At 63.5% G+C, this 22439-nt stretch carries 17 protein-coding genes and 1 pseudogene; 13 read left to right on the forward strand and 5 right to left on the reverse strand.

What is annotated here, in order from left to right:
• Nucleotides 1-38 precede the first annotated feature (38 nt).
• Both SJI00_RS19095 and SJI00_RS19100 read left to right on the forward strand, forming a co-directional pair.
• On the forward strand, nt 39-1103 hold the full coding sequence (locus tag SJI00_RS19095) for an ABC transporter substrate-binding protein (protein WP_322463237.1): 1065 nt from the start codon (nt 39-41) through the stop codon (nt 1101-1103).
• Nucleotides 1104-1145: 42 nt separating this feature from the next.
• On the forward strand, nt 1146-2051 hold the full coding sequence (locus SJI00_RS19100) for a TauD/TfdA dioxygenase family protein (RefSeq protein WP_322463238.1): 906 nt from the start codon (nt 1146-1148) through the stop codon (nt 2049-2051).
• A gap of 84 nt (nt 2052-2135) precedes the next feature.
• Here the strand turns inward: SJI00_RS19100 and SJI00_RS19105 are convergent, their stop codons facing one another.
• Nucleotides 2136-3092, reverse strand: a complete 957-nt coding sequence (locus tag SJI00_RS19105) for a LysR family transcriptional regulator (RefSeq protein ID WP_322463239.1) — start codon at nt 3090-3092, stop codon at nt 2136-2138.
• A 191-nt stretch (nt 3093-3283) separates the two neighbouring features.
• On the opposite strand from SJI00_RS19105, the gene SJI00_RS19110 reads away from it, so the two are divergent.
• From SJI00_RS19110 to SJI00_RS19125, 4 genes and pseudogenes are all read left to right on the forward strand, one after another.
• Entirely contained in the window at nt 3284-5632 is a 2349-nt protein-coding gene (locus SJI00_RS19110) for a TonB-dependent receptor (RefSeq protein WP_322463240.1), read from the forward strand.
• Nucleotides 5633-5643: 11 nt separating this feature from the next.
• Nucleotides 5644-7320, forward strand: coding sequence for an aryl-sulfate sulfotransferase (locus SJI00_RS19115; protein ID WP_322463241.1), 1677 nt, complete (start codon nt 5644-5646; stop codon nt 7318-7320).
• Nucleotides 7321-7571: 251 nt separating this feature from the next.
• Nucleotides 7572-7715: pseudogene (locus tag SJI00_RS19120) on the forward strand (HEAT repeat domain-containing protein); the annotation flags it as partial.
• On the forward strand, nt 7712-8017 hold the full coding sequence (locus SJI00_RS19125) for a DUF971 domain-containing protein (protein WP_322463242.1): 306 nt from the start codon (nt 7712-7714) through the stop codon (nt 8015-8017). The pseudogene SJI00_RS19120 and the gene SJI00_RS19125, both read left to right, overlap by 4 nt.
• Before the next feature lie 146 nt (nt 8018-8163).
• Here SJI00_RS19125 and SJI00_RS19130 read toward each other — a convergent pair whose 3' ends face one another.
• Both SJI00_RS19130 and SJI00_RS19135 read right to left on the reverse strand, forming a co-directional pair.
• Nucleotides 8164-9837: a GspE/PulE family protein gene (locus tag SJI00_RS19130; RefSeq protein WP_322463243.1), complete on the reverse strand. Its 1674-nt coding sequence runs from the start codon at nt 9835-9837 to the stop codon at nt 8164-8166.
• Between the two features lie 75 nt (nt 9838-9912).
• A complete protein-coding gene (locus SJI00_RS19135) occupies nt 9913-10224 on the reverse strand; it encodes an ACT-like domain-containing protein (protein ID WP_322463244.1) in 312 nt (103 codons plus the stop codon).
• 124 nt (nt 10225-10348) lie between these two features.
• Here SJI00_RS19135 and SJI00_RS19140 point away from each other — a divergent pair, with 124 nt between their 5' ends.
• A complete protein-coding gene (locus SJI00_RS19140) occupies nt 10349-10819 on the forward strand; it encodes an Lrp/AsnC family transcriptional regulator (protein WP_322463245.1) in 471 nt (156 codons plus the stop codon).
• Here the strand turns inward: SJI00_RS19140 and SJI00_RS19145 are convergent.
• The gene (locus SJI00_RS19145) at nt 10808-12208 is read right to left on the reverse strand and encodes a CYTH domain-containing protein (RefSeq protein WP_322463246.1); all 1401 of its coding nucleotides are present in this window, start codon (nt 12206-12208) and stop codon (nt 10808-10810) included. The two genes, SJI00_RS19140 and SJI00_RS19145, sit on opposite strands and share 12 nt — an antisense overlap.
• 147 nt (nt 12209-12355) lie before the next feature.
• On the opposite strand from SJI00_RS19145, the gene argE reads away from it, so the two are divergent.
• Complete coding sequence (argE, locus tag SJI00_RS19150; protein ID WP_322463247.1) at nt 12356-13495, forward strand: acetylornithine deacetylase; 1140 nt, start codon at nt 12356-12358, stop codon at nt 13493-13495.
• A gap of 124 nt (nt 13496-13619) precedes the next feature.
• A complete protein-coding gene (argA, locus tag SJI00_RS19155) occupies nt 13620-14918 on the forward strand; it encodes an amino-acid N-acetyltransferase (RefSeq protein WP_322463248.1) in 1299 nt (432 codons plus the stop codon).
• Between the two features lie 91 nt (nt 14919-15009).
• Here argA and SJI00_RS19160 read toward each other — a convergent pair whose 3' ends face one another.
• Nucleotides 15010-16386, reverse strand: a complete 1377-nt coding sequence (locus SJI00_RS19160; protein WP_322463249.1) for a glutamine synthetase family protein — start codon at nt 16384-16386, stop codon at nt 15010-15012.
• Nucleotides 16387-17016: 630 nt separating this feature from the next.
• Here SJI00_RS19160 and SJI00_RS19165 point away from each other — a divergent pair.
• From SJI00_RS19165 to SJI00_RS19180, 4 genes are all read left to right on the forward strand, one after another.
• Nucleotides 17017-18375, forward strand: a complete 1359-nt coding sequence (locus SJI00_RS19165) for a glutamine synthetase family protein (protein WP_322463250.1) — start codon at nt 17017-17019, stop codon at nt 18373-18375.
• 46 nt (nt 18376-18421) lie between these two features.
• On the forward strand, nt 18422-19783 hold the full coding sequence (locus SJI00_RS19170; RefSeq protein WP_322463251.1) for an aspartate aminotransferase family protein: 1362 nt from the start codon (nt 18422-18424) through the stop codon (nt 19781-19783).
• Between the two features lie 264 nt (nt 19784-20047).
• Nucleotides 20048-21145 (forward strand): extracellular solute-binding protein, encoded by a 1098-nt coding sequence (locus SJI00_RS19175; protein ID WP_322463252.1) that lies wholly within the window; start codon nt 20048-20050, stop codon nt 21143-21145.
• A 161-nt stretch (nt 21146-21306) separates the two neighbouring features.
• Nucleotides 21307-22401, forward strand: a complete 1095-nt coding sequence (locus tag SJI00_RS19180; protein ID WP_322463253.1) for a polyamine ABC transporter substrate-binding protein — start codon at nt 21307-21309, stop codon at nt 22399-22401.
• Nucleotides 22402-22439 lie beyond the last annotated feature (38 nt).

Below are 22439 nucleotides of genomic sequence, written 5' to 3' on the forward strand. Positions count from 1 at the left end.
CGCCGGTGCCGCCGGCTGCAGACGCCAGGACTACGAGCATGCCCAACCCTCTTCGCCGCTTTGCCAGCGTTTTTGCCCTGACGCTGATCGCCACCGCCTCCTTGGTTGGACATGTCGAGCTCGCCCATGCCGAACAGCGCCAGCAACCGGAGGTCATCCGCATCGCCGTGCCCGACCTGAGCGCCGGCAGCAAGCCCAGTGCCGGCGGGGTGGTGGATGTGCTGCGCGATCAGCAGTTGCTGGAAAAGGAATTTGCCAGCGATGGCATTCGTATCGAGTGGCTGTTCTTCAAAGGGGCGGGGCCTGTGGTCAACGAAGCACTGGCCAACCAGCAAGCGGACTTCGCCTACCTCGGCGACCTGGCGGCAATCATCGGCAAGGCCAGTGGCCTCGACACCCGCGTGCTGTCCGCCGGGGTGCGGGGCGTCAAGAGTTACCTGGGCGTCGTTCCAGGTTCCGGCATCAAGACCCTGCAGGACCTCAAGGGCAAACGTGTCGCTGTGTTCCGCGGCACCGCCAACCAGCTTTCCTTCGCCAGCGCGTTGGCCAGCCAAGGGTTGTCGAAGCGCGACTTCAAGGTCATCAACCTCGACTTCAACGCCTCGAACGCCGCGCTCGCAGCGCGCCAGATCGACGCCACCTGGGGCCTGTCCAACCTGCTCTCGCTGCGCGAGCGCGGTTTGGTGGAGCTGCCGATCAATTCCCGCGATCTGCAAGGCGCTGGCAGCACCCAGGCCGTGCTGCTAGGCACTGGTGACTTCATCCGCCTTTACCCCGAGGTCGTCGCACGTGTGGTCCAGGCCCAGCAGAAAGCCGTGACCTGGCTGCGCGACGAAAACAATCGCGAGGCCTACGTGGACCTCGTCGCCAGCACGGCCAACTGGCCCAGAAGCATTCTGCAAAGCGACCTGGCCAACGAGGACCTGGCGCACTACTTCGATCCCCGCCTGGACGCCGAATTCGTCGACCTGTTGCAGCAGGGCGTCGACCTGGCCGCCAAGGAGCGCCTGATTCGCCGAGGGTTCAAGGTTGCCGACTGGATCGAACCCCGTTTTCTCGACGCTGCACTGCAACAGAACCAGGCCACCCAGGCCGCCCGCTGACGTTTCGCCCGCCACCCAACGACCCGACCGAGGATTATCCCCATGAGCAATGCCGCACTGGCCACTGCGCCGCACACCGTCCATCTGGACATCCAGCCGATTGGCGGGCGCATTGGCGCCGAGATCCGCGGCCTGACACTGTCCGCCGACCTGGACACTGAAACGGTTGAAGCCATCCAGGCCGCCCTGCTGCAGTACAAGGTGATCTTCGTGCGCCAGCAACAGCACCTGGACGATCAGCAGCAAGAGGCCTTCGCCACCTTGCTCGGCGAGCCGGTCGCCCACCCCACCGTGCCGGTGGTGGACGGCACGCACTACGTGCTCGAACTCGACGGCGCGCAAGGCCAGCGAGCGTCGTCGTGGCACACCGATGTCACCTTCGTCGACGCCTACCCGAAAGCCTCGGTGCTGCGCAGCGTCGTGGCACCGGCCACCGGTGGCGATACCGTGTGGGCCAACACCGCCAGCGCCTATGCGGGCCTGCCACCGGCGCTGCGCGAACTGGCCGACCAGCTCTGGGCGGTGCACAGCAACGATTACGACTACTCGGTGATCCGCCCCGACGTCAGTGCCGACAAGCTGGAGCGTTACCGCAAGGTGTTTACCTCCACAGTGTACGAGACCGAGCATCCCGTGGTGCGCGTACACCCGCTCAGTGGTGAGCGCGCGCTACAACTGGGGCACTTCGTCAAACGCATCAAGGGCTATTCGACTTCTGATTCAGCACACCTGTTCTCGTTGCTGCAAAGCCATGTGACGCGTCTGGAAAACACCGTGCGCTGGCGCTGGCAAGCGGGCGACGTGGCGATCTGGGACAACCGCGCCACCCAGCACTACGCGGTAGATGACTATGGCACCCAGGCGCGCGTGGTACGCCGCGTCACGTTGGCAGGGGAAGTGCCGGTCGGGGTCGATGGACAACTGAGCCGAACGATCCGCAAAGGCTGAACAGCGCCGTACCCACCCGCCGCAACGCCCTGAGCCCTGGTCGCACGCCTCGCCACCAGGGTTTTTTCCAGGCGCGCTGCGTGGCTACTGGGGACGCCCCGTCGCCTGCTCGGCGACGGGTGCCGTGCCGTCTTCTTCATCGCAGGCCACCAGCTGCCTGACCAGCCCCAGGGCCAAGGATGACAAACGATAGCGAGCGCGGGTGACGATGCCGTAGTGGGTATAGAACGACGCCGCTTGCGCGGGTGTGAGGTCCGCCAGGGTCAAGGCCACCAGGCCCTGATCCATGCGGTAAGGCCGCAGGTTGCCGTGGCAGGCGATGCCGATGGTGTTGGACTGCAGCACCACGTTGAGCAGTGCGTAGCCATGTTCGCATTCCACGCTGGGCAGGAAATCCGGGCGTCCACTCAAGTCGCACAGCACTTTGCGGATCGCTGGGGGGCGAAAGGTGGTGGCCAGCGGGTAATCGAACAGCTCACGCGCCAGTACGTGCGGCTGTTGCGTCAGTGGGTGGCCCACGCGGCAGCAGAAATGCCAGCGCTGCGGCTGCAAGCGCTGCACGGTGTAGTCCGGATCGCTCTCGAACTGGCGCGTGTCGGCGACGAAGAATTCGATCTCTTCAGCCACCAGCTTGCGGTGCAGCGCCTGCCAGTTATCCACCTGGAAACAGGCCCGGGCGCCGGGGAACTGGGTCACGAACCGGGCCACGGCTCGTGGCACCAGGCCGCCGGCCGGCGCTGGGCCACTGCCAAAGCGCACCACACCCGTGGTGGCGCCATTGAACTGACTGAGTTCGGTGGTCAGGTCATGCACGCCATGCATCAGGCGCCGGGCATGCTCAAGCACCAGCAGACCCTGCCGCGTGGGCTCGAGGTCTTTGCTGCCGCGGTCGACCAGACGACAGCCGATGTTGTGCTCCAGGGTCTGGATGCTGCGGCTGAATGCCGATTGCGACAGGTTCACCGCAACAGCTGCAGCGACGAAACTGCGGTGCTCGACAAGGGCGACGTAGTGGCGGAGTTGGCGCAGGTCTATATGCATTTTCTACATGGAAACTTTCGGTGGAATGCAATGGAGGATCTCGGTGCAGCCACTTATAAAGGGTCTTTCTTATTCCATGAAATATGATTTAAAAATATTTATAGACCCATAACGAATATACAGTTTCTGCCCGCGATTCGGTTCCGCCAACGGAAATGCTCGCCTGGTGCCTACGCCTCAAGGAGTATTGGATGTCCCGAACCTGCAAGTGTCCGAGTCGCGCCTCGGTCTTCACCCTGCAACCCCTGGCGGCCGCTACGTTAGTGGCCCTGTTCGGTCCTGGCCAGGCCAGCGCTGCTGAAAACCCTGCGCTCAGCGTCAAGCCTGCAGCCGATCAGGAAGCGCAACTGGGCACCGTGACCGTCAATGCCCGGCGCCGTGAGGAAACCTCGCAACGCGTGCCCACCGCGATCAGCGTGCTGGGCAGCGAGACCCTGGAAACCCAGCGCATCTACCGCGTGCAGGACATCCAGCAACTGGTGCCCAGCACCAACGTGTCGTACTTCCATGCCCGCCAGTCGAGCATTTCCATCCGCGGGCTGGGCAACAATCCGGCCAGTGATGGCCTGGAAGGCAGCGTGGGGGTGTACCTGGACAACGTCTACCTGGGCCGGCCCGGCATGGCGGTGTTCGACCTGCTCGATGTCGACCAGCTCGAAGTGCTGCGCGGCCCGCAAGGCACCTTGTTCGGCAAGAACACCACCGCAGGCGTGCTCAACATCACCACACGCAAGCCCACCTTCCAGCGCGAAGGCAGCATCCAGTCTTCGTTTGGTGAGGACGGCTACTGGCAGACCCAAGGCAGCTTCTCGGGCCCGCTCACCGACACCCTGGCCGGGCGCATCAGCGCCTATCGCAGCGAAGACGACGGCTACGTGAAGAACGTCTACAACGGTGATGATCTGAACGGCGGCAAGCGCCAGGGCTTTCGCACCCAGCTGTTGTTCCAGCCCAGCGAGACGTTCAACCTGCGCTGGATCGGCGAGTACAACGAAGAAGACTCCAGCAACGGCACCCTGGCCCTGTTCAGCACCGGCCCGACCCTCAACGGGGTGAACCGCTACGAAACCCTGGCCGCCCGGGCCGGTGCCACGCTGGTGGACGGCAAGCAGCGCAAGGTCAACCTCGACTCCAAGCAGCAGGTCACGGTGTTCCAGGGCGGCACGTCGCTGGAAGCCAACTGGACCCTGCCGAACGATTTCACCCTGACCTCCATCAGCGCCTATCGCTGGTGGGACTTCACCCCGCGCAACGACGACGGCCTGAATGTGCCGGTGTACTACAACGCCGGGGTTTCGGTGCGCGATAAACAATACTCGCAGGAAATCCGCCTGGCCTCGCCCAAGGACGACGTCTTCGACTACGTGCTCGGCGCCTATTACTTCAAGCAGGACCTGGACAACCAGCTGGCCTACCAGTACGGCCCGCAGGCTGACGTGTGGAGCGCCACGCCCGGCGGCGCGTTGGCCAACATCACCAGCCTCAGCGATGGACACATCGACACCGACAGCTATGCCCTGTTCGGCCAAGGCACCTGGCACCTGACCGACCGCCTGGATTTCACCGCCGGTATCCGTGGCACGTACGAAGAAAAGAGCGCCTGGATCACCCGCGATACGCCGGTTGGCGGCGCGGCGGTAACCGGTGGTGCGGCTGCGGCTCGCCAGGGCCGGGCGGGCGCCTACGATTCGGGCGACCTCAACCAATACAGCTTCAGCCCCTCCGGGCTGCTCAGCCTGAGCTACCAGTTCACCGACGATGTACTCGGCTATGCCAGCGTGTCGCATGGTGAGAAATCCGGTGGCGTGAACCTCAGCGTAGGCGCCGCGCCAACGGCCGGCACCGACTCGCTGATCGTCGGCACCGAGCGCATCAACAACACCGAGGTGGGGGTCAAGAGCACGCTGCTCGACCGCCGCCTGCTGCTCAACGCCAACCTGTTCTGGGCCGACGTGCACGGCTACCAGGCCAACGTCTACGACCAGGTCAACCGCGTGCAGTACCTGGCCAATGCCGGCAGTGTGCGCTCGCGGGGCCTGGAGCTGGAGGCCACGGCGCTGCCGATCACCGGCCTGACGGTGAGCCTCAACGGCTCCTGGAACGATGTGCGTTACACCGATTACAAGGATGCGCCGTGCGCACCGGAAGTGAGCTTTGCCACAGGCGCTGCCAGTTGCGACCTGACCGGGCACCAGGTGGTGGGGGCGTCCAAGTACATCGCCAACCTCAACACCCAGTACAAGTGGCAGGTGGATGAGCAGATCGAACCCTATGTCACCGCCAGCTACGCATGGCGCTCGCGGGCCGTGGGCACACTTGACGATTCCGAGTTCGGCCAGATTCCCAGCTACGCCATCGTCAACCTTTCCGGCGGCGTGCGCCTGAACCAAGACAACGGTGTGCTCGACCTGTCGCTGTGGGTCAAGAACGCCGGCGACAAAACCTATTTCACCAGTCTCTGGAACTCCGCCAACGGCGGTTATTCCGGCGTACTCGGTACCCCGCGCACCGTCGGTGCAACAGCCCGCTACGACTTCTGAGGAGCCTTTCGATGAATGCCAAGACGCCAACCCTCGACCTTCCCACGGGCGCTTGCCTCACCGCGCGCGTGCCCGAGCGCAGCCAGGCGCTGCTCGGTGATGTGGTGGTCAACCCGTATCGCCTGGCCCCGCTGACGGCCGTGATTCGCGACGGCGGGCGCACCGTGAGTGACGTCCATGTGCGCGTACTGGGCCGCGGCGAGCGGGGCGTGGACATCGCCTATGACGTGTCCGACCGTTCGCTGTGGACCTATGGCGGAATTCCCGTGTTCGGGCTCTACCCTGATTATGTCAACCAGGTTCAGGTCACTTACACGCTGGACGGCGAGCGCCTGCGCGAGCGCTACGCGATCTATGCGCCCGCCGTGCGCCTGCCGGTCGTAGCCAGCCAGACCGCGGCCCTGCCGCAGGTGCAGCCGATCAAGGTCGCGCCGGGTTTCGAACAGCGGCTGTACCTGTTCAACCATTTGCAGGGCGACATTCCCGGCGCGCGCGCCTTCAAGTGGAACGGCCTGGGTGGAGCGGCGGAATGGGATCAGGTGGGCAACAACTGGATTGCCGACACCAACGGCGAGGTGCGCTGGTATCTGGACATCGAGCAGATCCATGACTCCAACCGCCGCGATGGGCTGGGCGGCACCATGGGCTTCCAACAGACCCGCGACGGCAAGCTGATCTGGGGCCAGGGCCAGACTTATTCGAAGTTCGACCTGCTGGGCCGGCGTGTGTGGCAGCGCAACCTGCCGGACAAGTTCGCCGACTTTTCCCATGAAATCCGCGAGACGGCCAACGGCACCTACCTGCTGCGCGTCGGCACCAGCGACTACCGTCGGCCCGATGGCAAGCGGGTGCGCTCGATCCGTGACCACATCATCGAGGTGAACGAAGCCGGGGATGTCATCGACTTCTGGGACCTGAACCAGATCCTCGACCCGTACCGCGGCGATCTGCTCGGCACGCTGGGCAAGGCCGCCGTGCAGTTGCCCGAGGGCGTGGTCAGGCAGACCGAGCGCCTGGCCAACGAGCTGGCCGAGGGTGATCTGCCGTTTGGCGATACGCCTGGCGTTGGCACCGGGCGCAACTGGGCGCACGTCAATGCCATCGACTACGACCCGGCAGACGACAGCATCATCGTCTCGGCGCGCCATCAGGGCGTGGTGAAGATTGGCCGGGACAAAACGGTCAAATGGATTCTGGCGGCGTCTCAGGGCTGGCCCGAGGCGTTGCAGGCCAAAGTGCTCAAGCCGCTGCACAGCGAAGGCTTCGACTGGTCCTGGACCCAGCACACCGCCTGGCTGACCGGGCAGGGCACCTTGACGGTGTTCGACAACGGCTGGGGCCGCGATTTTGCCCCGACCAAACTGACCGGCAATTACAGCCGGGCGGTGGAGTACCGCATCGACGAGGCCCAGGGCACGGTCGAACAGGTCTGGGCCTATGGGCAGGAACGGGGCGAGGAGTGGTACAGCCCGGTGACCTCCGTGGTGGCCTACCGCCCAGATACCGATACCCAGTTCATCTACTCCGCATCGGTGGGTTTCCTGACCGCTGAGAAGCTCACCACCTCGGTGCTCAACGAGGTGCGGCGCGGGAGCCAGGAGGTGCTGGTCGAGCTCAAGGTGCACAGCCGCCAGCCGGGTAGCGTGGGCTATCGAGCGCTGGTGATCGAGTTGGACAAGGCGTTCTGAGGCATTCCGAGGCGCTGCAGTTTGCAGTTTGCAGTCTGCGACCTGTGGCCGGGGGCCTGAAGTGTCACGCGTCATTCTGTGAGAGCCACGGGGGTAGGAGCGAGCTTGCTCGCGAGGGACGGCGAAGCCGGCCTGCCCCAAGCGACACTGACCGTCTGATCAAGCGCGATTGCAGCCATTAGGGCTGCTTCGCCGCCCATCGCGAGCAAACTCGCTCCTACTCGGAACGCGGTATGCCGGGCGAAATCATTCTGCGCAAAGAGGCGGCGCTGGCGTTGGGTGAGCTGGGTGACGTGCGAGCGCTGCCTGCGCTGCGCGCCGCCGAGCCCGACGGCGATCCGGAGGTGCACAAGGCGGTACGGATTGCCTTGCTTCAGCTGGAGGACGGGTCATGAGTCTGGTGCCCACGGCGCTGCGCAATGCGCGTGACGAAGGCTGGCTGGTCATCGAGTGGGACCGCCCACACGTGTTCAGTCATGCCCAGCTGCGTCAGGCCTGCCCCTGCTCGCACTGCCGCGCGGCTCGGCTTCGCGGGCAGGGTGCTGCGGTACGGGGCAGGGTGCGTCTGGAGCGCATCGAGCTGCAGGGGTATGGGGTGCAGATGATCTTCAGTGATGGCCACGATCGCGGCATCTATCCCTGGGCCTACTTGCATGGGCTGCTGGAAACGCTGGGTGCGGAGACGGACCGGGCGTGAGGTTCAGGCAAGAACGCTCGGCCTGGCTTGCCTGAAAGCAGCAGTGGTACGCGCTGCCCAGAGCGGCGTGGCCGTTCGCCGGCACCTCTGCCCCTTGGCCCTCCACGGCTGCCAGGCACCCCGGGGCCAGGACATCACGGAGCACGTCAGGCGCACACCCGCAGCACTTCCTGCTCCGTGGTCATCCCCGCCGCGACGTGATCGTCGCCGCACTGTCGCAAGGTTCGCAGCCCTTCGGCAGCCGCCTGGCGACGCAGGCGTTGCAGGTCTGCGCCCGTGTCGATCTGCTGGCGTAGCGCATCGCTCATCACCATCAGCTCGAACAACCCGGTACGGCCGTGATAGCGCGTGTTGCGGCACAGCGGGCAGACGCCGTTGCCGGGCCGAGGCTGACCACGGCAATGGCGGCACAGCGTGCGTACCAAGCGCTGCGCCATCACCCCCACCAAAGTCGCTTTGATCAGGTAATCGGCCACGCCCAGTTCCTGTAGGCGAGTGATGGCGCTGCATGCATCGTTGGTGTGCAGGGTCGACAGCACCAGATGACCGGTCAGCGCCGCCTGGATCGCGACCTGAGCGGTTTCCTGGTCGCGGATTTCACCAATCATGATCACGTCTGGATCCTGGCGCAGCAACGCGCGTACGCCGCTGGCAAAACTCAGGTCCAGACCCGCCTGGACCTGCAGCTGGTTGATGGCCGGGTGCAAACGCTCGATGGGGTCTTCGATGGTGCACAGGTTGACCTGCGGCGAGGCGAGCCGTTCGAGGCTGGCATAGAGCGTTTGCGTCTTGCCCGAGCCCGTCGGCCCGGTGACCAGAATGATGCCCTGGCGCTGCGCCAACAACTGCTCCCAGCGCTGCAGTACCTCGCCCTGCAGCCCCAAGCGGGCAAAGTCCTGCCGCAACTGCAGCGGGTCGAACAAGCGCAACACCAGCTTCTCGCCGAACGGGGTCGGCAGGCTGGACAGGCGCAGTTCGATGTCTTGCCCGCTGGGCAGGCGATGCTGCAGACGGCCATCCTGCGGCCGGCGCTTCTCCGCCACGTTCATCCGCCCCAGGTGCTTGAGGCGGCTGGTGACTGCCAAGGTCACGCTGGCGGGAAAGGCGTAGACCGGGTGCAACAGCCCGTCGATGCGATAGCGCAACTGGCCCTGCTCACGCCGCGGCTCCAGGTGGATATCGCTGGCGCGCTGCTCAAGGGCGTACTGCAGCATCCAGTCGACCAGGGTGACGATGTGCGCGTCCTCGGCACTTGAGTGTTCTGCGCGCCGGCCTGGCGCCAGCAACTGCTCCAGGTGCTCCAGGCCGGCGCTGTGCTGGTGGCTGGCCCCGGCGACCTGCTGCGCCAGCTCGAAGGCCGCCTGGCTGATCTGGCGGATCAGCTGTGGGTTGGCCATGACCCGGTGGATGGGCCGGCCCAGACTGCGCCGCAGGTCCACCTCCCATTCACGTTGGTAGGGCTGGGCACTGGCGACGGTGATACCGGCAGCGTCCACGGCGATTGGCAGAATGCCGTGGCGCTGGGCGAACGCCGCCGAGATCAGGCTGGCGCTGTGGTTCAGGTCGAGCTGCAACGGGTCCAGGTGCAGGTAGGGTTGGCCGACCTTGGTCGCCAGCCATTGGCACAGGCTGTCGAGGTCCTGTGCAGGCTCGGCAGCGTCCCGTGGCTGGCTGGCGATCAGTTCCAGGGGATGGACGTCAGGCCGGGCCTTGGCGCAGTCGAGCACCGCCAGCGCGGTGTTGGCCGAGAGACGCTGCTCGGCGAGCAGTGCGTCGAGCAGGCGATTGAGGTCGAGAGAGTGATCGGGAGCGGCGAACATCGCGAGGGCATCCTTGCCGAGGGGAGAGGTCGGCCAAGGGTAGCCACTGTCGGGTAGCGCCGCCGTGCGACGGGGTTACAGAATCTTGCCAGGGCCTTGCAGGCTGACCTGCGCCACGCAGATCAGGTTGCGCATCTTTTGCGCGATCAACTCGGCACGCGCCCAGCTCACCCCGCCAAGCTCGATGCGCACGGCCAGCAGGTCGTCCAGCTGGGTCGCCTGAACGGCGTGCGGCATCAGCGACTGCAAGGCGAACAGGTTGAGGATGCGGCACAGGCTGTCGGGTTCGGCCTCGACCTGTACGGCATAGCTCACGTGCACGAGCGCGTGGGCAGGGGGCAGCGTTTCAGGGCGAAGCGGGGGATCGAGTTGGGCAAGTGCGTTCATGGCGGGCCTCCGGAAGACCGAAACATTCTGGCACTCGCCCATTGCGATTATTTCGCTATGATCGACCGAATTTTGCGTAACCGAAGATTGATCTATTCAAAGATCAAATTATGAGGACTTGTTCATGCACAGCCCGCTCGACGCCTACGATCGACGCATTCTCGAAGTGTTGCAAGACGATGCATCGCTCTCCAGCGCCCAAGTGGCCGAGCGCGTCGGCTTGTCGCAATCACCGTGCTGGCGACGGATCCAGCGCTTGAAGGACGAGGGGGTGATCCGCGCGCAGGTCACCCTGCTGGACCGCAAGAAGGTGGGGTTGAACACGCAGATCTTTGCCGAAGTGAAACTCAACGCCCACGGGCGTTCGAACTTCACCGAATTCACCGATGCAATTCGCGGATTTCCGGAAGTGCTGGAGTGCTACGTGCTGATGGGCGCAGTGGACTTCCTGTTGCGCATCGTGACCTCGGACATCGAAGCCTATGAGCGCTTCTTCTTCGAGAAGCTGTCGAACGTTCCGGGAATCCAGGAGGTGAACTCGATCGTCGCACTGTCGCAGATCAAGTCCACCACCTGCCTGCCATTAGCGCGATGAAGCCGGCTTGAGCAGGTATTTCCAGCCGCGGCTCTGATCCACCGCACGGGCTTGCTCGATGCGGTTTTCGAGCAGTTGCTCGCGCACCTCGGCTTCTTCATCGCCCAAGGGCTGCTCGGCCAGTTGCTGCAGCTTGTTCAAATCGCCATACAGGCGATCGAGTTGCGGTGCTTCGAGCACCTGGCGCGCATGGTGCAACCAGCTTTGCACACGCTCGATGCGCGGCAGCTGCTCGCCCAGGTCTTCAGGGCGCTGGACGTAGAGCGACAACTGCAAGTCGCGGCCCTCTTCGCCCAGCAAGTGCATCAGCCAGCTGGCCAGCTGTGCTTTGCCCTGGCGGTCGCCACGGTTGTTGCGCTCCAGGGTCCAGGCGCGGGCCAGCAGCCAGCGCGAGGTGTTCAGCGAGAACTGGCCCCAGCGCGGGTCTTGCAGCTCTTCGGCAAATTGCTCGGGCGCGGCGCGGCGAATGTCTTCGTCATCGTTGCCGGCCTGGACCAGCGGGCGCCAGTCTTCGAGCAGTGCATCGAGGCTGCTGCGCAGTTCGCGCGAGGTGGCGCGCGGTGCGGCCTGCCCCAGGCTGCTGACCAGGGCGCGCAGCTCGGACAAGGCCTTGACCCAGTCCTGCAACAAGCCCCAGTGGCCGTTGTAGCGGTACTGCTCGGCCAGGCGCTGGCTGCTGCCGAGCAGTTGCCAGGCCAGCGCGGTGAAGGCGTCGTCCAGGGCCATGGTCGGCTCCAGCTCGGTGCCGGGCAGGTTCAGGTCGTAGCTGGCCGGGTCGAGCAGGCGGTAGCCGCGTTCGGCCTTGCTGATGTCGCAGGGCATCAGGGCCAGGGTGGCGGACAGCTCGCTGGCCAGCTCCAGCAGCGCCTCGGCCGTGCCTTCACGCAGCTCCAGCTCGACTTCGCAGATGTCTTCTTTTTGCTTGCCGGCCACGACCCAGCCCTGGTCGAGCGCCACTTCGATCACCACCTTGGCCTTGCCACGGCCCCAGGCGATTTCCGCGTACTCGCGGGTGAAGTCCGTGGTGAACAGCGGCTTGATGGTTTTCTTGTCGAGCGCGGCCAGCGCCTCGGGCCAGCACGTGGCGTCGAGTTTTTTCAGGTCCAGCTTGGGTTTTTCCAACTGCCACTCGAACTCGTTACGCTCGGACAGCCCGGCGACGCTGCGGCCGCGGCACTTGAGGGTCTGAATGATGACCTCGCCATCGCGACGCAGGCGCAGCGCGACCTGGGCGGCCGACAGATCACCCTCGGGCGTGTCGAAGTACTGGTTAGACAGTTCGCGGGTCTGCCAGCCGGACTTGTTGCGCTTTTTCAGCAGCGGGTGTTCGCGCAGCGCGGCAAGGGTCTCGCGGCTGGCGCGAAGTTTGAGTTCGGTTTCTATGTGCATCACGGGCTCGAAGCAGGGGCGTGGATGTTCGGCAGTCTACAGGAGTCGGGCGCCTACCGCTGCGCCGGGCCGTCGTCAAGCCGGGCAGCCTTGCCTTTTGACCGACGCGCATTGTTATGATGAGCCCTGATTCAGAGGAGACCGCGCATGCCGCTGCCATCGTTGAAAGACCAGTTCGCTGCGCTGATCGCCGCGCCTTCTGTGAGCTGTACCCAAGCCGCGCTGGACCAGTCCAACCGCCAGGTCATCGACCTGCTTGCCGGTTGGCTCGGCGACCTGGGTTTTCGCTGCGAAATCCAGCAGGTCACCCCCGGCAAGTTCAACCTGCTGGCCAGCCGCGGCAGCGGTCCTGGCGGCTTGGTGCTGGCCGGCCACAGCGACACTGTGCCGTTCGATGAGCAGCTGTGGCGCACCGATCCGCTCAAGCTGACCGAGCAGGACGGCCGCTGGATCGGCCTGGGCAGTTGCGACATGAAAGGCTTCTTTGCGCTGGTGATCGAAGCCGTGCAGCCGTTGCTGGCGCATGACTTCAAGCAGCCGCTGCTGATCCTGGCCACCTGTGATGAAGAAAGCTCGATGTCTGGCGCGCGGGCCTTGGCCGAGGCCGGACAGCCGCTTGGGCGTGCCGCGGTGATCGGCGAGCCTACGGGGCTCAAGCCGATTCGCATGCACAAGGGCATCCTCATGGACCGTATCGACATTCTCGGTCGCAGCGGCCATTCGTCAGACCCAAGCCTGGGCCACAGTGCGCTCGAAGCCATGCACGCGGTGATGGGTGAACTGATCGGCCTGCGCCAGCAATGGCAAGCCCAGTACAGCAATCCACAGTTCTCCGTTCCCACCCCGACGATGAACTTCGGCTGCATCCACGGCGGCGACAACCCCAACCGTATCTGTGGCCAGTGCGCCCTGGAGTTCGACCTGCGCCCCTTGCCGGGCATGGATGTCGAGCAGTTGCGCGCGGCCATCGAGGCCAAGCTGCGGCCCTTGGCCGAGCGCCATGAAGTGCAGATCGACTACGCGCCGCTGTTCCCGGAAGTGCCGCCGTTCGAGCAGGCCGCCGACACCGAACTGGTCAGGCTGGCCGAGCGCCTGACCGGGCACAGCGCCGAGGCAGTGGCCTTCGGCACCGAGGCGCCGTACCTTCAGCAACTGGGCTGCGAGACCATCGTGCTGGGCCCGGGCGATATCCGCTGCGCCCACCAGCCTGGCGAATACCTGGAAATGTCACGCTTGGAGCCCACGGTGCGTCTATTGCGAGACCTGATCAAACATTACTGCCTTTAAACGTTCATCCCCCTGGTTCGTCCTGCCCATAAGGAGCGTACGCGTGACCGCAAGCCTGTTCCGACGATGATCTTGAACGTTGTCCGTTTCGCCGTTCTCCGTCCACTTATCCACAGGCCCCGTCATGCCCGAATACGTCAATTGGTTGCGCCATGCTTCGCCCTACATCAATGCCCACCGCGACTGCACCTTCGTGGTGATGCTGCCCGGTGAAGGCGTTGCCCACCCCAACTTCGGCAACATCGTCCACGACCTGGTCCTGCTGCACAGCCTCGGCGTGCGCCTGGTGCTGGTGCACGGCTCGCGGCCGCAGATCGAAGGCCGCCTGGCCGCCCGTGGCCTGGCGCCGCGCTACCACCACGGTCTGCGCATCACCGATGCGCCCACCCTGGAATGCGTGATCGATGCCGTCGGTGCCTTGCGCCTGGCCATCGAAGCGCGGCTGTCGATGGACATCGCCGCCTCGCCCATGCAGGGCTCGCGGCTGCGGGTCGCCGGCGGCAATCTGGTCACGGCGCGGCCTATCGGGGTGCTGGAGGGTGTGGATTACGTGCACACCGGTGAAGTGCGCCGCATCGACCGCAAAGGCATTGGCCGGCTGCTCGACGAGCGCTCCATCGTGCTGCTGTCGTCGCTGGGCTATTCGCCTACCGGCGAGATCTTCAACCTGGCTTGCGAAGACGTCGCCACCCGCGCAGCCATCGAGCTGGGTGCCGACAAGCTGCTGCTCTTCGGCGCCGAGCCTGGCTTGCTCGACGAGCACGGCAAACTGGTACGCGAACTGCGCCCGCAGCAGATTCCTCAGCACCTGGCGCGGCTGGGCAGCGATTATCAGGGCGAGCTGCTCGATGCGGCAGGCGAGGCGTGCAAGGGCGGCGTAGAGCGTAGCCATATCGTCAGCTATGTCGACAACGGCGCCCTGCTGACCGAGCTGTTCACCCGTGATGGCAGCGGCACGCTGGTCGCTCAGGAACAGTTCGAGATCGTCCGCGAAGCGACCATCGAAGACGTCGGCGGCTTGCTCGATCTGATCAGCCCGCTGGAAGAACAAGGCGTGCTGGTGCGCCGTTCGCGGGAGGTGCTGGAACGCGAGATCGAGCAGTTCAGCGTGGTCGAGCGCGAAGGCATGATCATCGCCTGCGCGGCGCTGTACCCGATCCTCGACTCGCAGGCCGGCGAGCTGGCCTGCCTGGCGGTCAACCCGGAGTATCGCCACGGTGGGCGTGGTGACGACCTGCTCGAGCGCATCGAGCAGCGGGCACGGCAGCAAGGCATCAATACGTTATTCGTGCTCACCACCCGCACCGCGCACTGGTTCCGCGAACGCGGTTTCGAGCCCAGTGGGGTCGAACGCCTGCCAGCGGCGCGCGCCTCGCTGTACAACTACCAGCGTAATTCGAAGATTTTCGAAAAGTCGATTTGAGCGTTGCGGCGTTTGAAAGCGATGTGGCGAAAGGCTCTTCACAACGGCTGACCTAAAAACGCCGCCCCAAGGGGCGGCGCTTTCATTTGCCTCAGACCGTATGCAGGTACCAGTTGTACTCAAGGTCGGAGATGGAGTGTTCGAACTCCTCCAGCTCACTTTCCTTGCAGGCGACGAAGATGTCGATGTACTTCGGGTCGATGTACTTGTTGAGGATTTCGCTGTCGTCCAGCTCGCGCAGGGCATCGCGCAGGTTGTTTGGCAGACTCTGCTCAAGTTGCTCGTACGAGTTGCCTTCGATCGGCGTGCCCGGTTCGATCTTGTGGGTCAGACCGTGGTGCACACCGGCCAGCACGGCGGCCATCATCAGGTACGGGTTGGCGTCGGCGCCGGCGACCCGGTGCTCGATGCGCACGGCATCGGCAGAGCCGGTTGGCACGCGCAGGGCCACGGTGCGGTTGTCCAGGCCCCAGCTGGGTGCATTGGGCACGTAGAACTGCGCGCCGAAGCGTCGGTACGAGTTCACGTTCGGGCAGAGGAAGGCCATGGACGCGGGCAGGGTCTCGAGCACACCGCCGATCGCGTGACGCAGTGCGGCGTTCTGCTCGGGATCCTCGCTGGTAAAGATGTTGTTGCCGTCTTTATCCAGGATCGAAATGTGCACGTGCAGACCATTGCCCGCCTGGCCCGGATAAGGCTTGGCCATGAAGGTGGTGTCCATCTCATGGTCGTAGGCGATGTTCTTGATCAGGCGCTTGAGCAGCACCGCGTAATCACAGGCCTTGAGCGCATCCGGCACGTGGTGCAGATTGACTTCGAACTGCGCCGGAGCACTTTCCTTGACGATGGCGTCTGCTGGAATGCCTTGTTCCTTGGCGCCTTCGAGGATGTCCTGCAGGCAGTCGGCGTACTCGTCGAGGTCATCGATCAGATACACCTGCGTGGACTGCGGACGCTTGCCGGAGATCGGCGAGCGGGGCGGCTGCGGACGGCCGTTCACGTTCTCCTGGTCGATCAGGTAGAACTCCAGCTCGAACGCGGCGCAAATGGTCAGGCCCATATCGGTGAACTTGCTCACCACCTGGCGCAGCACTTCCCGCGGGTCGGCGAAGAACGGCTCGCCTTCGATTTCGTGCATGGTCATCAGCAGCTGCGCAGTAGGGCGCTTCTGCCAAGGCTCGTTGGAGAGGGTGTCGGGGATCGGATAGCAGATGCGGTCGGCATCGCCGATGTCCAGACCAAGCCCCGTGCTTTCAACGGTCGAGCCGTTGATGTCGAGGGCGAAGAGGGAGGCCGGCAGATTGATGCCTTTCTCGTAAACCTTGTGGAGGCTGGTGCGCTCAATGCGCTTGCCGCGCACCACACCATTCATATCTGCAATCAGAAGGTCAACGTAGAGAACCTCAGGATGTTCCTTAAGGAACGCGTTCGCTTCGTTAAGCTGAACGGCACGCGGGGGTACCGACATGATGCAACACCTTTGTTGTTAAAAATATCAATCAAGGGGGGCTTGCCAACTCAGTCAATCGGAAAGCGTTTCCCAAGTCAAGCCAGGCCCTTGATGCCCTGAAATGGCTCATCTACGGCAGATTTGCTGCAATTTGGGGCTTGGCATTATCCGCCATTCTAGTCGTAAACGGATACAACGCCCCAGGCGTATTTTATTTTTTACGGGGTGGTTGTATAAAAAAATGGACATGGCTAAGCTCGGATTCACCCAGAACAGAACAATATGAGGGTGTCATGGTCCGCTCCCGTCGACCTGAAAAGACCGCTAGCACGTTGCCATCTGTGGGCTCGCGTGCAGGCCTCGGCACGCCTGCCAGGCCCTTTCCCTTCTTTAGCACGCTGACCACAATAGTTGACGATGTGCGCCCTCTTGCCTGTGTCAACGGTCTCGACCGTCCCTCTGCCCGGACGGCGCGTGCTGTGCAAGCACACGGATCACGCAGGCTGTTTTGCTTTAGACATGCAGTGCGGCCAGAATCAAGACGTGGGCATTTCCAGGGGGTCTGATACGCCGTGTCGGCCACCGCCGAGCATCGCCTGACCACCGTCCCGCGCGCCTTTGCCAGGTCTCCCATCACCTGAGGTATTTATGAGTAACAACCTCGACCAGCTCACCGATTGGTTGAAAGAACACAAGATCACCGAAGTCGAATGCCTGATCAGCGACCTGACCGGCATCACCCGCGGCAAGATCTCGCCGACCAACAAGTTCATCGCCGAAAAGGGCATGCGTCTGCCGGAGAGCGTGCTGCTGCAGACGGTGACCGGCGATTACGTGGACGACGACATCTATTACCAACTGCTCGACCCTGCCGACATCGACATGATCTGCCGGCCAGACGAAAACGCCGTGTTCCTTGTGCCGTGGGCCATCGAGCCGACCGCTCAGGTGATCCACGACACCTACGACAAGAAAGGCAATCCGATCGAGCTGTCGCCGCGCAACGTGCTGAAAAAGGTGCTCAAGCTCTACGCCGACAAGGGCTGGCAGCCCATCGTGGCGCCAGAGATGGAGTTCTACCTGACCAAGCGCGCCGAAGACCCGGACTTCCCGCTGCAACCGCCGGTGGGTCGCTCGGGCCGTCCCGAAACAGGGCGCCAGTCGTTCTCCATCGAAGCCGCCAACGAATTCGACCCGTTGTTCGAAGACGTCTACGACTGGTGCGAGCTACAGGACCTGGACCTCGACACGCTGATCCACGAAGACGGCACCGCGCAGATGGAAATCAACTTCCGTCATGGCGATGCGCTGCACCTGGCCGACCAGATCCTGGTCTTCAAACGCACCATGCGCGAGGCGGCGCTCAAGCACAATGTCGCTGCCACCTTCATGGCCAAGCCCATGACCGGCGAGCCCGGCAGCGCCATGCACTTGCACCAGAGCGTGATCGACGTCGCCACGGGCAAGAACATCTTCGTCAATGAAGACGGCGGCATGAGTGCGCTGTTCCTCAATCACATCGGCGGCCTGCAGAAATTCATCCCCGAAGCGTTGCCGTTGTTCGCGCCCAACGTGAACTCGTTCCGCCGCTTCCTGCCCGACACGTCGGCGCCGGTGAACGTCGAGTGGGGCGAAGAAAACCGCACCGTAGGCCTGCGGGTGCCAGATGCCACGCCGCAGAATCGCCGTGTGGAAAACCGTCTGCCCGGCGCCGACGCCAACCCGTACCTGGCCATCGCCGCCAGCCTGCTGTGCGGCTATATCGGCATGGTAGAGGGTATCGAGGCCAGTGCGCCGGTGGTCGGCCGCGGTTACGAGCGGCGCAACCTGCGCCTGCCGCTGACCATCGAGGATGCGCTCGAGCGTATGGAAAACAGCCGCTCGCTGGAGCAGTACCTGGGCAAGAAATTCATCGCCGGCTATGTCGCCACCAAGCGCGCCGAGCATGAAAACTTCAAACGCGTCATCAGTTCCTGGGAGCGTGAGTTCCTGCTGTTCGCGGTCTGATCAATCCTGGGCCGCCGCGGCGGTCCTTGGCCAAATGGAGAAGCACATGAGTGTCGTCAACCCACAAACCCGTGAATGGCAAGCCTTGAGCGGCGAGCATCACCTGGCGCCGTTCAGCGACTACAAACAGCTGAAGGCCAAGGGCCCGCGCATCATCACCAAGGCCCAAGGCGTGCATTTGTGGGACAGCGAAGGCCGGCAGATCCTCGACGGCATGGCCGGATTGTGGTGCGTGGCGGTGGGCTACGGTCGTGAGGAACTGGTGCAGGCCGCAGAGAAGCAGATGCGCGAGCTGCCCTACTACAACCTGTTCTTCCAGACCGCCCACCCGCCCGCGCTGGAGCTGGCCAAGGCCATTACCGACCTGGCGCCGGACGGCATGACCCATGTGTTTTTCACCAGCTCCGGCTCCGAAGGCAACGACACCGTGCTGCGCATGGTCCGTCATTACTGGGCGCTCAAGGGCAAGCCGCACAAGCAGACCTTGATCGGCCGGGTCAACGGCTATCACGGCTCCACCGTCGCTGGCGCGAGCCTTGGCGGCATGAGCGGCATGCATGCCCAGGGCGGCCTGCCGATCCCCGGCATCGTGCACATCCCGCAGCCCTACTGGTTCGGCGAGGGCGGCGACATGACGCCTGAGGCGTTCGGCACCTGGGCCGCCGAGCAGCTTGAGCAGAAAATCCTCGAGGTCGGCGAAGACAACGTCGCCGCCTTCATCGCCGAGCCCATCCAGGGCGCTGGCGGCGTGATCATCCCACCCGACACCTACTGGCCGAAGATCAAGGAAATCCTTGCCCGCTACGACATTCTGTTCGTGGCCGACGAAGTGATCTGTGGCTTTGGCCGCACCGGCGAGTGGTTCGGCTGCGACTACTACGACCTCAAGCCTGACCTGATGACCATCGCCAAGGGCCTGACGTCCGGCTACATCCCCATGGGCGGGGTGATCGTGCGCGATGAAGTGGCCAAGGTGATCAGCGAAGGTGGCGACTTCAACCACGGTTTCACCTATTCCGGGCACCCAGTCGCAGCGGCCGTGGGCCTGGAAAACCTGCGCATCCTGCGCGACGAACACATCGTCGACACAGCGCGGGCCAAGACGGCACCGTATTTGCAAAAGCGTTTGCGTGAACTGCAGGACCACCCGTTGGTGGGTGAGGTTCGCGGTGTGGGCTTGCTCGGCGCTATCGAGCTGGTCAAGGACAAGGCCACCCGCAGCCGTTACGAAGGTCAGGAAGCGGGCATGATCTGCCGGAACTTCTGCTTTGAAAACGGGCTCATCATGCGCGCGGTCGGCGACACCATGATCATCGCGCCACCGCTGGTGATCAGCCATGCCGAGGTGGATGAGCTGGTCGAAAAAGCGCGCAAGTGCCTGGATCTGACCCTGGAAGCGTTGAAGTAGCCGTTTGCTAGGCTAGCGAAGTGACATTAACGGCCTGAGGCGGTCTGTCTTGGTTGAAACGACGCTTGTGACCTTGCCAGACTAGGCGCTTGTGGGAAAAGTCGTTAAGCGGCGACGTTGCGCGGTGCAGGCTCGTGATCACCGTTCACGAGCCTGCACCGCGCAGGCTGACCGTGGCGCTAGCGCTTTTTGGACAACCCCTGGTGATGCGGGACCTGCTTGTAGAACCGATGGTCACGACAAAAAAATTCTGGAGCATTACGCATGAAGAAAATGGGCAAGACGCTGCTGGCCGCCTCCTTGATGGGCGCGATGGCGACCGCTTATGCAGCGGACAAGAACGTGGTCCACGTCTACAACTGGTCCGATTACATCGCCTCTGACACCGTGGCCAAGTTCGAGAAACAGACCGGCATCAAGGTCGTCTACGACGTGTTCGACAGCAACGAAACCCTCGAAGCCAAGCTGCTGGCGGGCAAATCGGGATACGACGTGGTGGTGCCGTCGAACAACTTCCTGGCCAAGCAGATCAAGGCCGGCGTTTACCAAGAGCTGGACAAGTCCAAGTTGCCGAACTGGAAGAACCTCGACGAGGGCCTGCTCAAGGTGGTTGGCGATGCCAGCGACCAGGACAACAAGCATGCCTTCCCGTACATGTGGGGTTCGATCGGCATCGGCTACAACCCGGAGAAGGTCAAGGCAGCGCTGGGCGTGGACAAGATCGACTCCTGGGACGTGGTGTTCAAGCCCGAAAACATGGCCAAGCTCAAGAGCTGCGGCGTGAGCTTCCTCGACGCGCCAACCGAGATGATTCCGGCAGCGCTGCATTACCTGGGCAAGCCCACCGACAGCAGTGCCAAGGCTGACCTGAAAGCGGCTGAAGACCTGTTCCTGGGCATTCGCCCGTCCGTGGCCTACTTCCACTCCTCCAAGTACATCTCGGACCTGGCCAACGGCAACATCTGCGTGGCCGTCGGCTACTCGGGTGACCTCGAGCAGGCCAAGACCCGAGCCCACGAGGCAGGCGACAAGGTCAAGCTGGCCTACAGCATTCCCAAGGAAGGCGCCGGCACCTTCTACGACATGGTTGCCATCCCCAAGGATGCCGAAAACCTCGACGCCGCCTACCAGTTCATGAACTTCCTGCTGCAGCCGGAAATCATGGCCGAAATCACCGATGCCGTGCGCTTCCCGAACGGCAACAAGGCGGCGACGCCATTGGTCGACAAGGACATCACCAGCGATCCGAGCATCTATCCACCGGCTGATGTGGCCAAACAGCTGTACGCCATCAAGGCTCAGGATCAGACCACGCTGCGCGCAATCACCCGTAGCTGGACCAAGATCAAATCGGGCAAATAAGCCGGGTTCCACACCGTCTGGGCCGGGCATTTGCGGTCCAGACGATGCGCATGGCAACTGAACATTGCGCCAGCGTGCCTGCACGGGTAAGTTGCGCGCCGGTTCAGTTTGCGCGGATACGTTAGCCGTGACCTTGGGCACACTCTGAGAGGACCATCCACTTGTCTATTTCCATGTTGCGCAAGGCCGGGTTGCTGGGTGCGGGGCTGACGCTGGCCTGTAGCGTTCAGGCGGCGGGTACGGTGCATCTGTATAACTGGTCCGATTACATCGGGCCGAACACCCTGGCGGACTTCGAGAAGGCGACCGGCATCAAACCGGTGCAAGACGTGTTCGACTCCAACGAAACCCTGGAAGGCAAACTGCTCGCGGGCCGTACCGGCTACGACGTCGTGGTGCCGTCCAACCATTTCCTCGGCAAGCAGATCAAGGCGGGCGCGTTCCAGAAGCTCGACCGTAACCTGCTGCCCAACTACGCAAACCTTGACCCGGCATTGATGAAGCGCCTGGAAAAGAACGATCCCGGCAACCACTACGCCGTGCCGTACCTGTGGGGCACCAACGGCATCGGCTACAACGTCGAGAAGGTCAAGGCCGTGCTGGGCGTCGACACGATCGATACCTGGGCCGTGCTGTTCGAGCCGGAAAACATGAAGAAGCTCTCCAAGTGCGGTGTCGCGTTCATGGACTCGGCCGATGAAATGCTGCCGGCGGTGCTCAACTACATGGGCCTGGATCCAAACAGCAGCAACCCCAAGGACTACCAAGCCGCCGAGAAAAAACTGCTGGCCGTGCGCCCCTACGTGACCTACTTCCATTCTTCGAAATACATCACCGATCTGGCCAACGGCGATATCTGCGTCGCGGCGGGTTTCTCCGGCGATGTGTTCCAGGCCAGGGCCCGTGCTGAAGAAGCCAAGAAGGGCGTGAAGCTGGCCTACGCCATTCCCAAGGAAGGCGGCAATCTGTGGTTCGACGTGCTGGCCATCCCCAAGGATGCGCGCAACGTCAAAGAGGCCCATGCCCTGATCGACTACCTGCTCAAGCCCGAGGTGATCGCCCAGGTCAGCGACTACGTGGGCTACGCCAATCCCAACCTCAAGGCCAAGGCCCTGATGGAGCAGGAGGTGGCCACCGATCCTGCGGTCTATCCCGCACAGGATGTGTTGGACAAAATGTTCGTCAATGCCGAGTTGCCCCCCAAGGTGCAACGCCTCATGACCCGTAGCTGGACCAAGGTCAAGTCGGGCAAGTAATCATCCAGGCCCGCCGGCAACGCGGCGGGCTGCCACAT

Source organism: Pseudomonas gebzensis, assembly GCF_034427815.1.
Lineage (GTDB): Bacteria > Pseudomonadota > Gammaproteobacteria > Pseudomonadales > Pseudomonadaceae > Aquipseudomonas.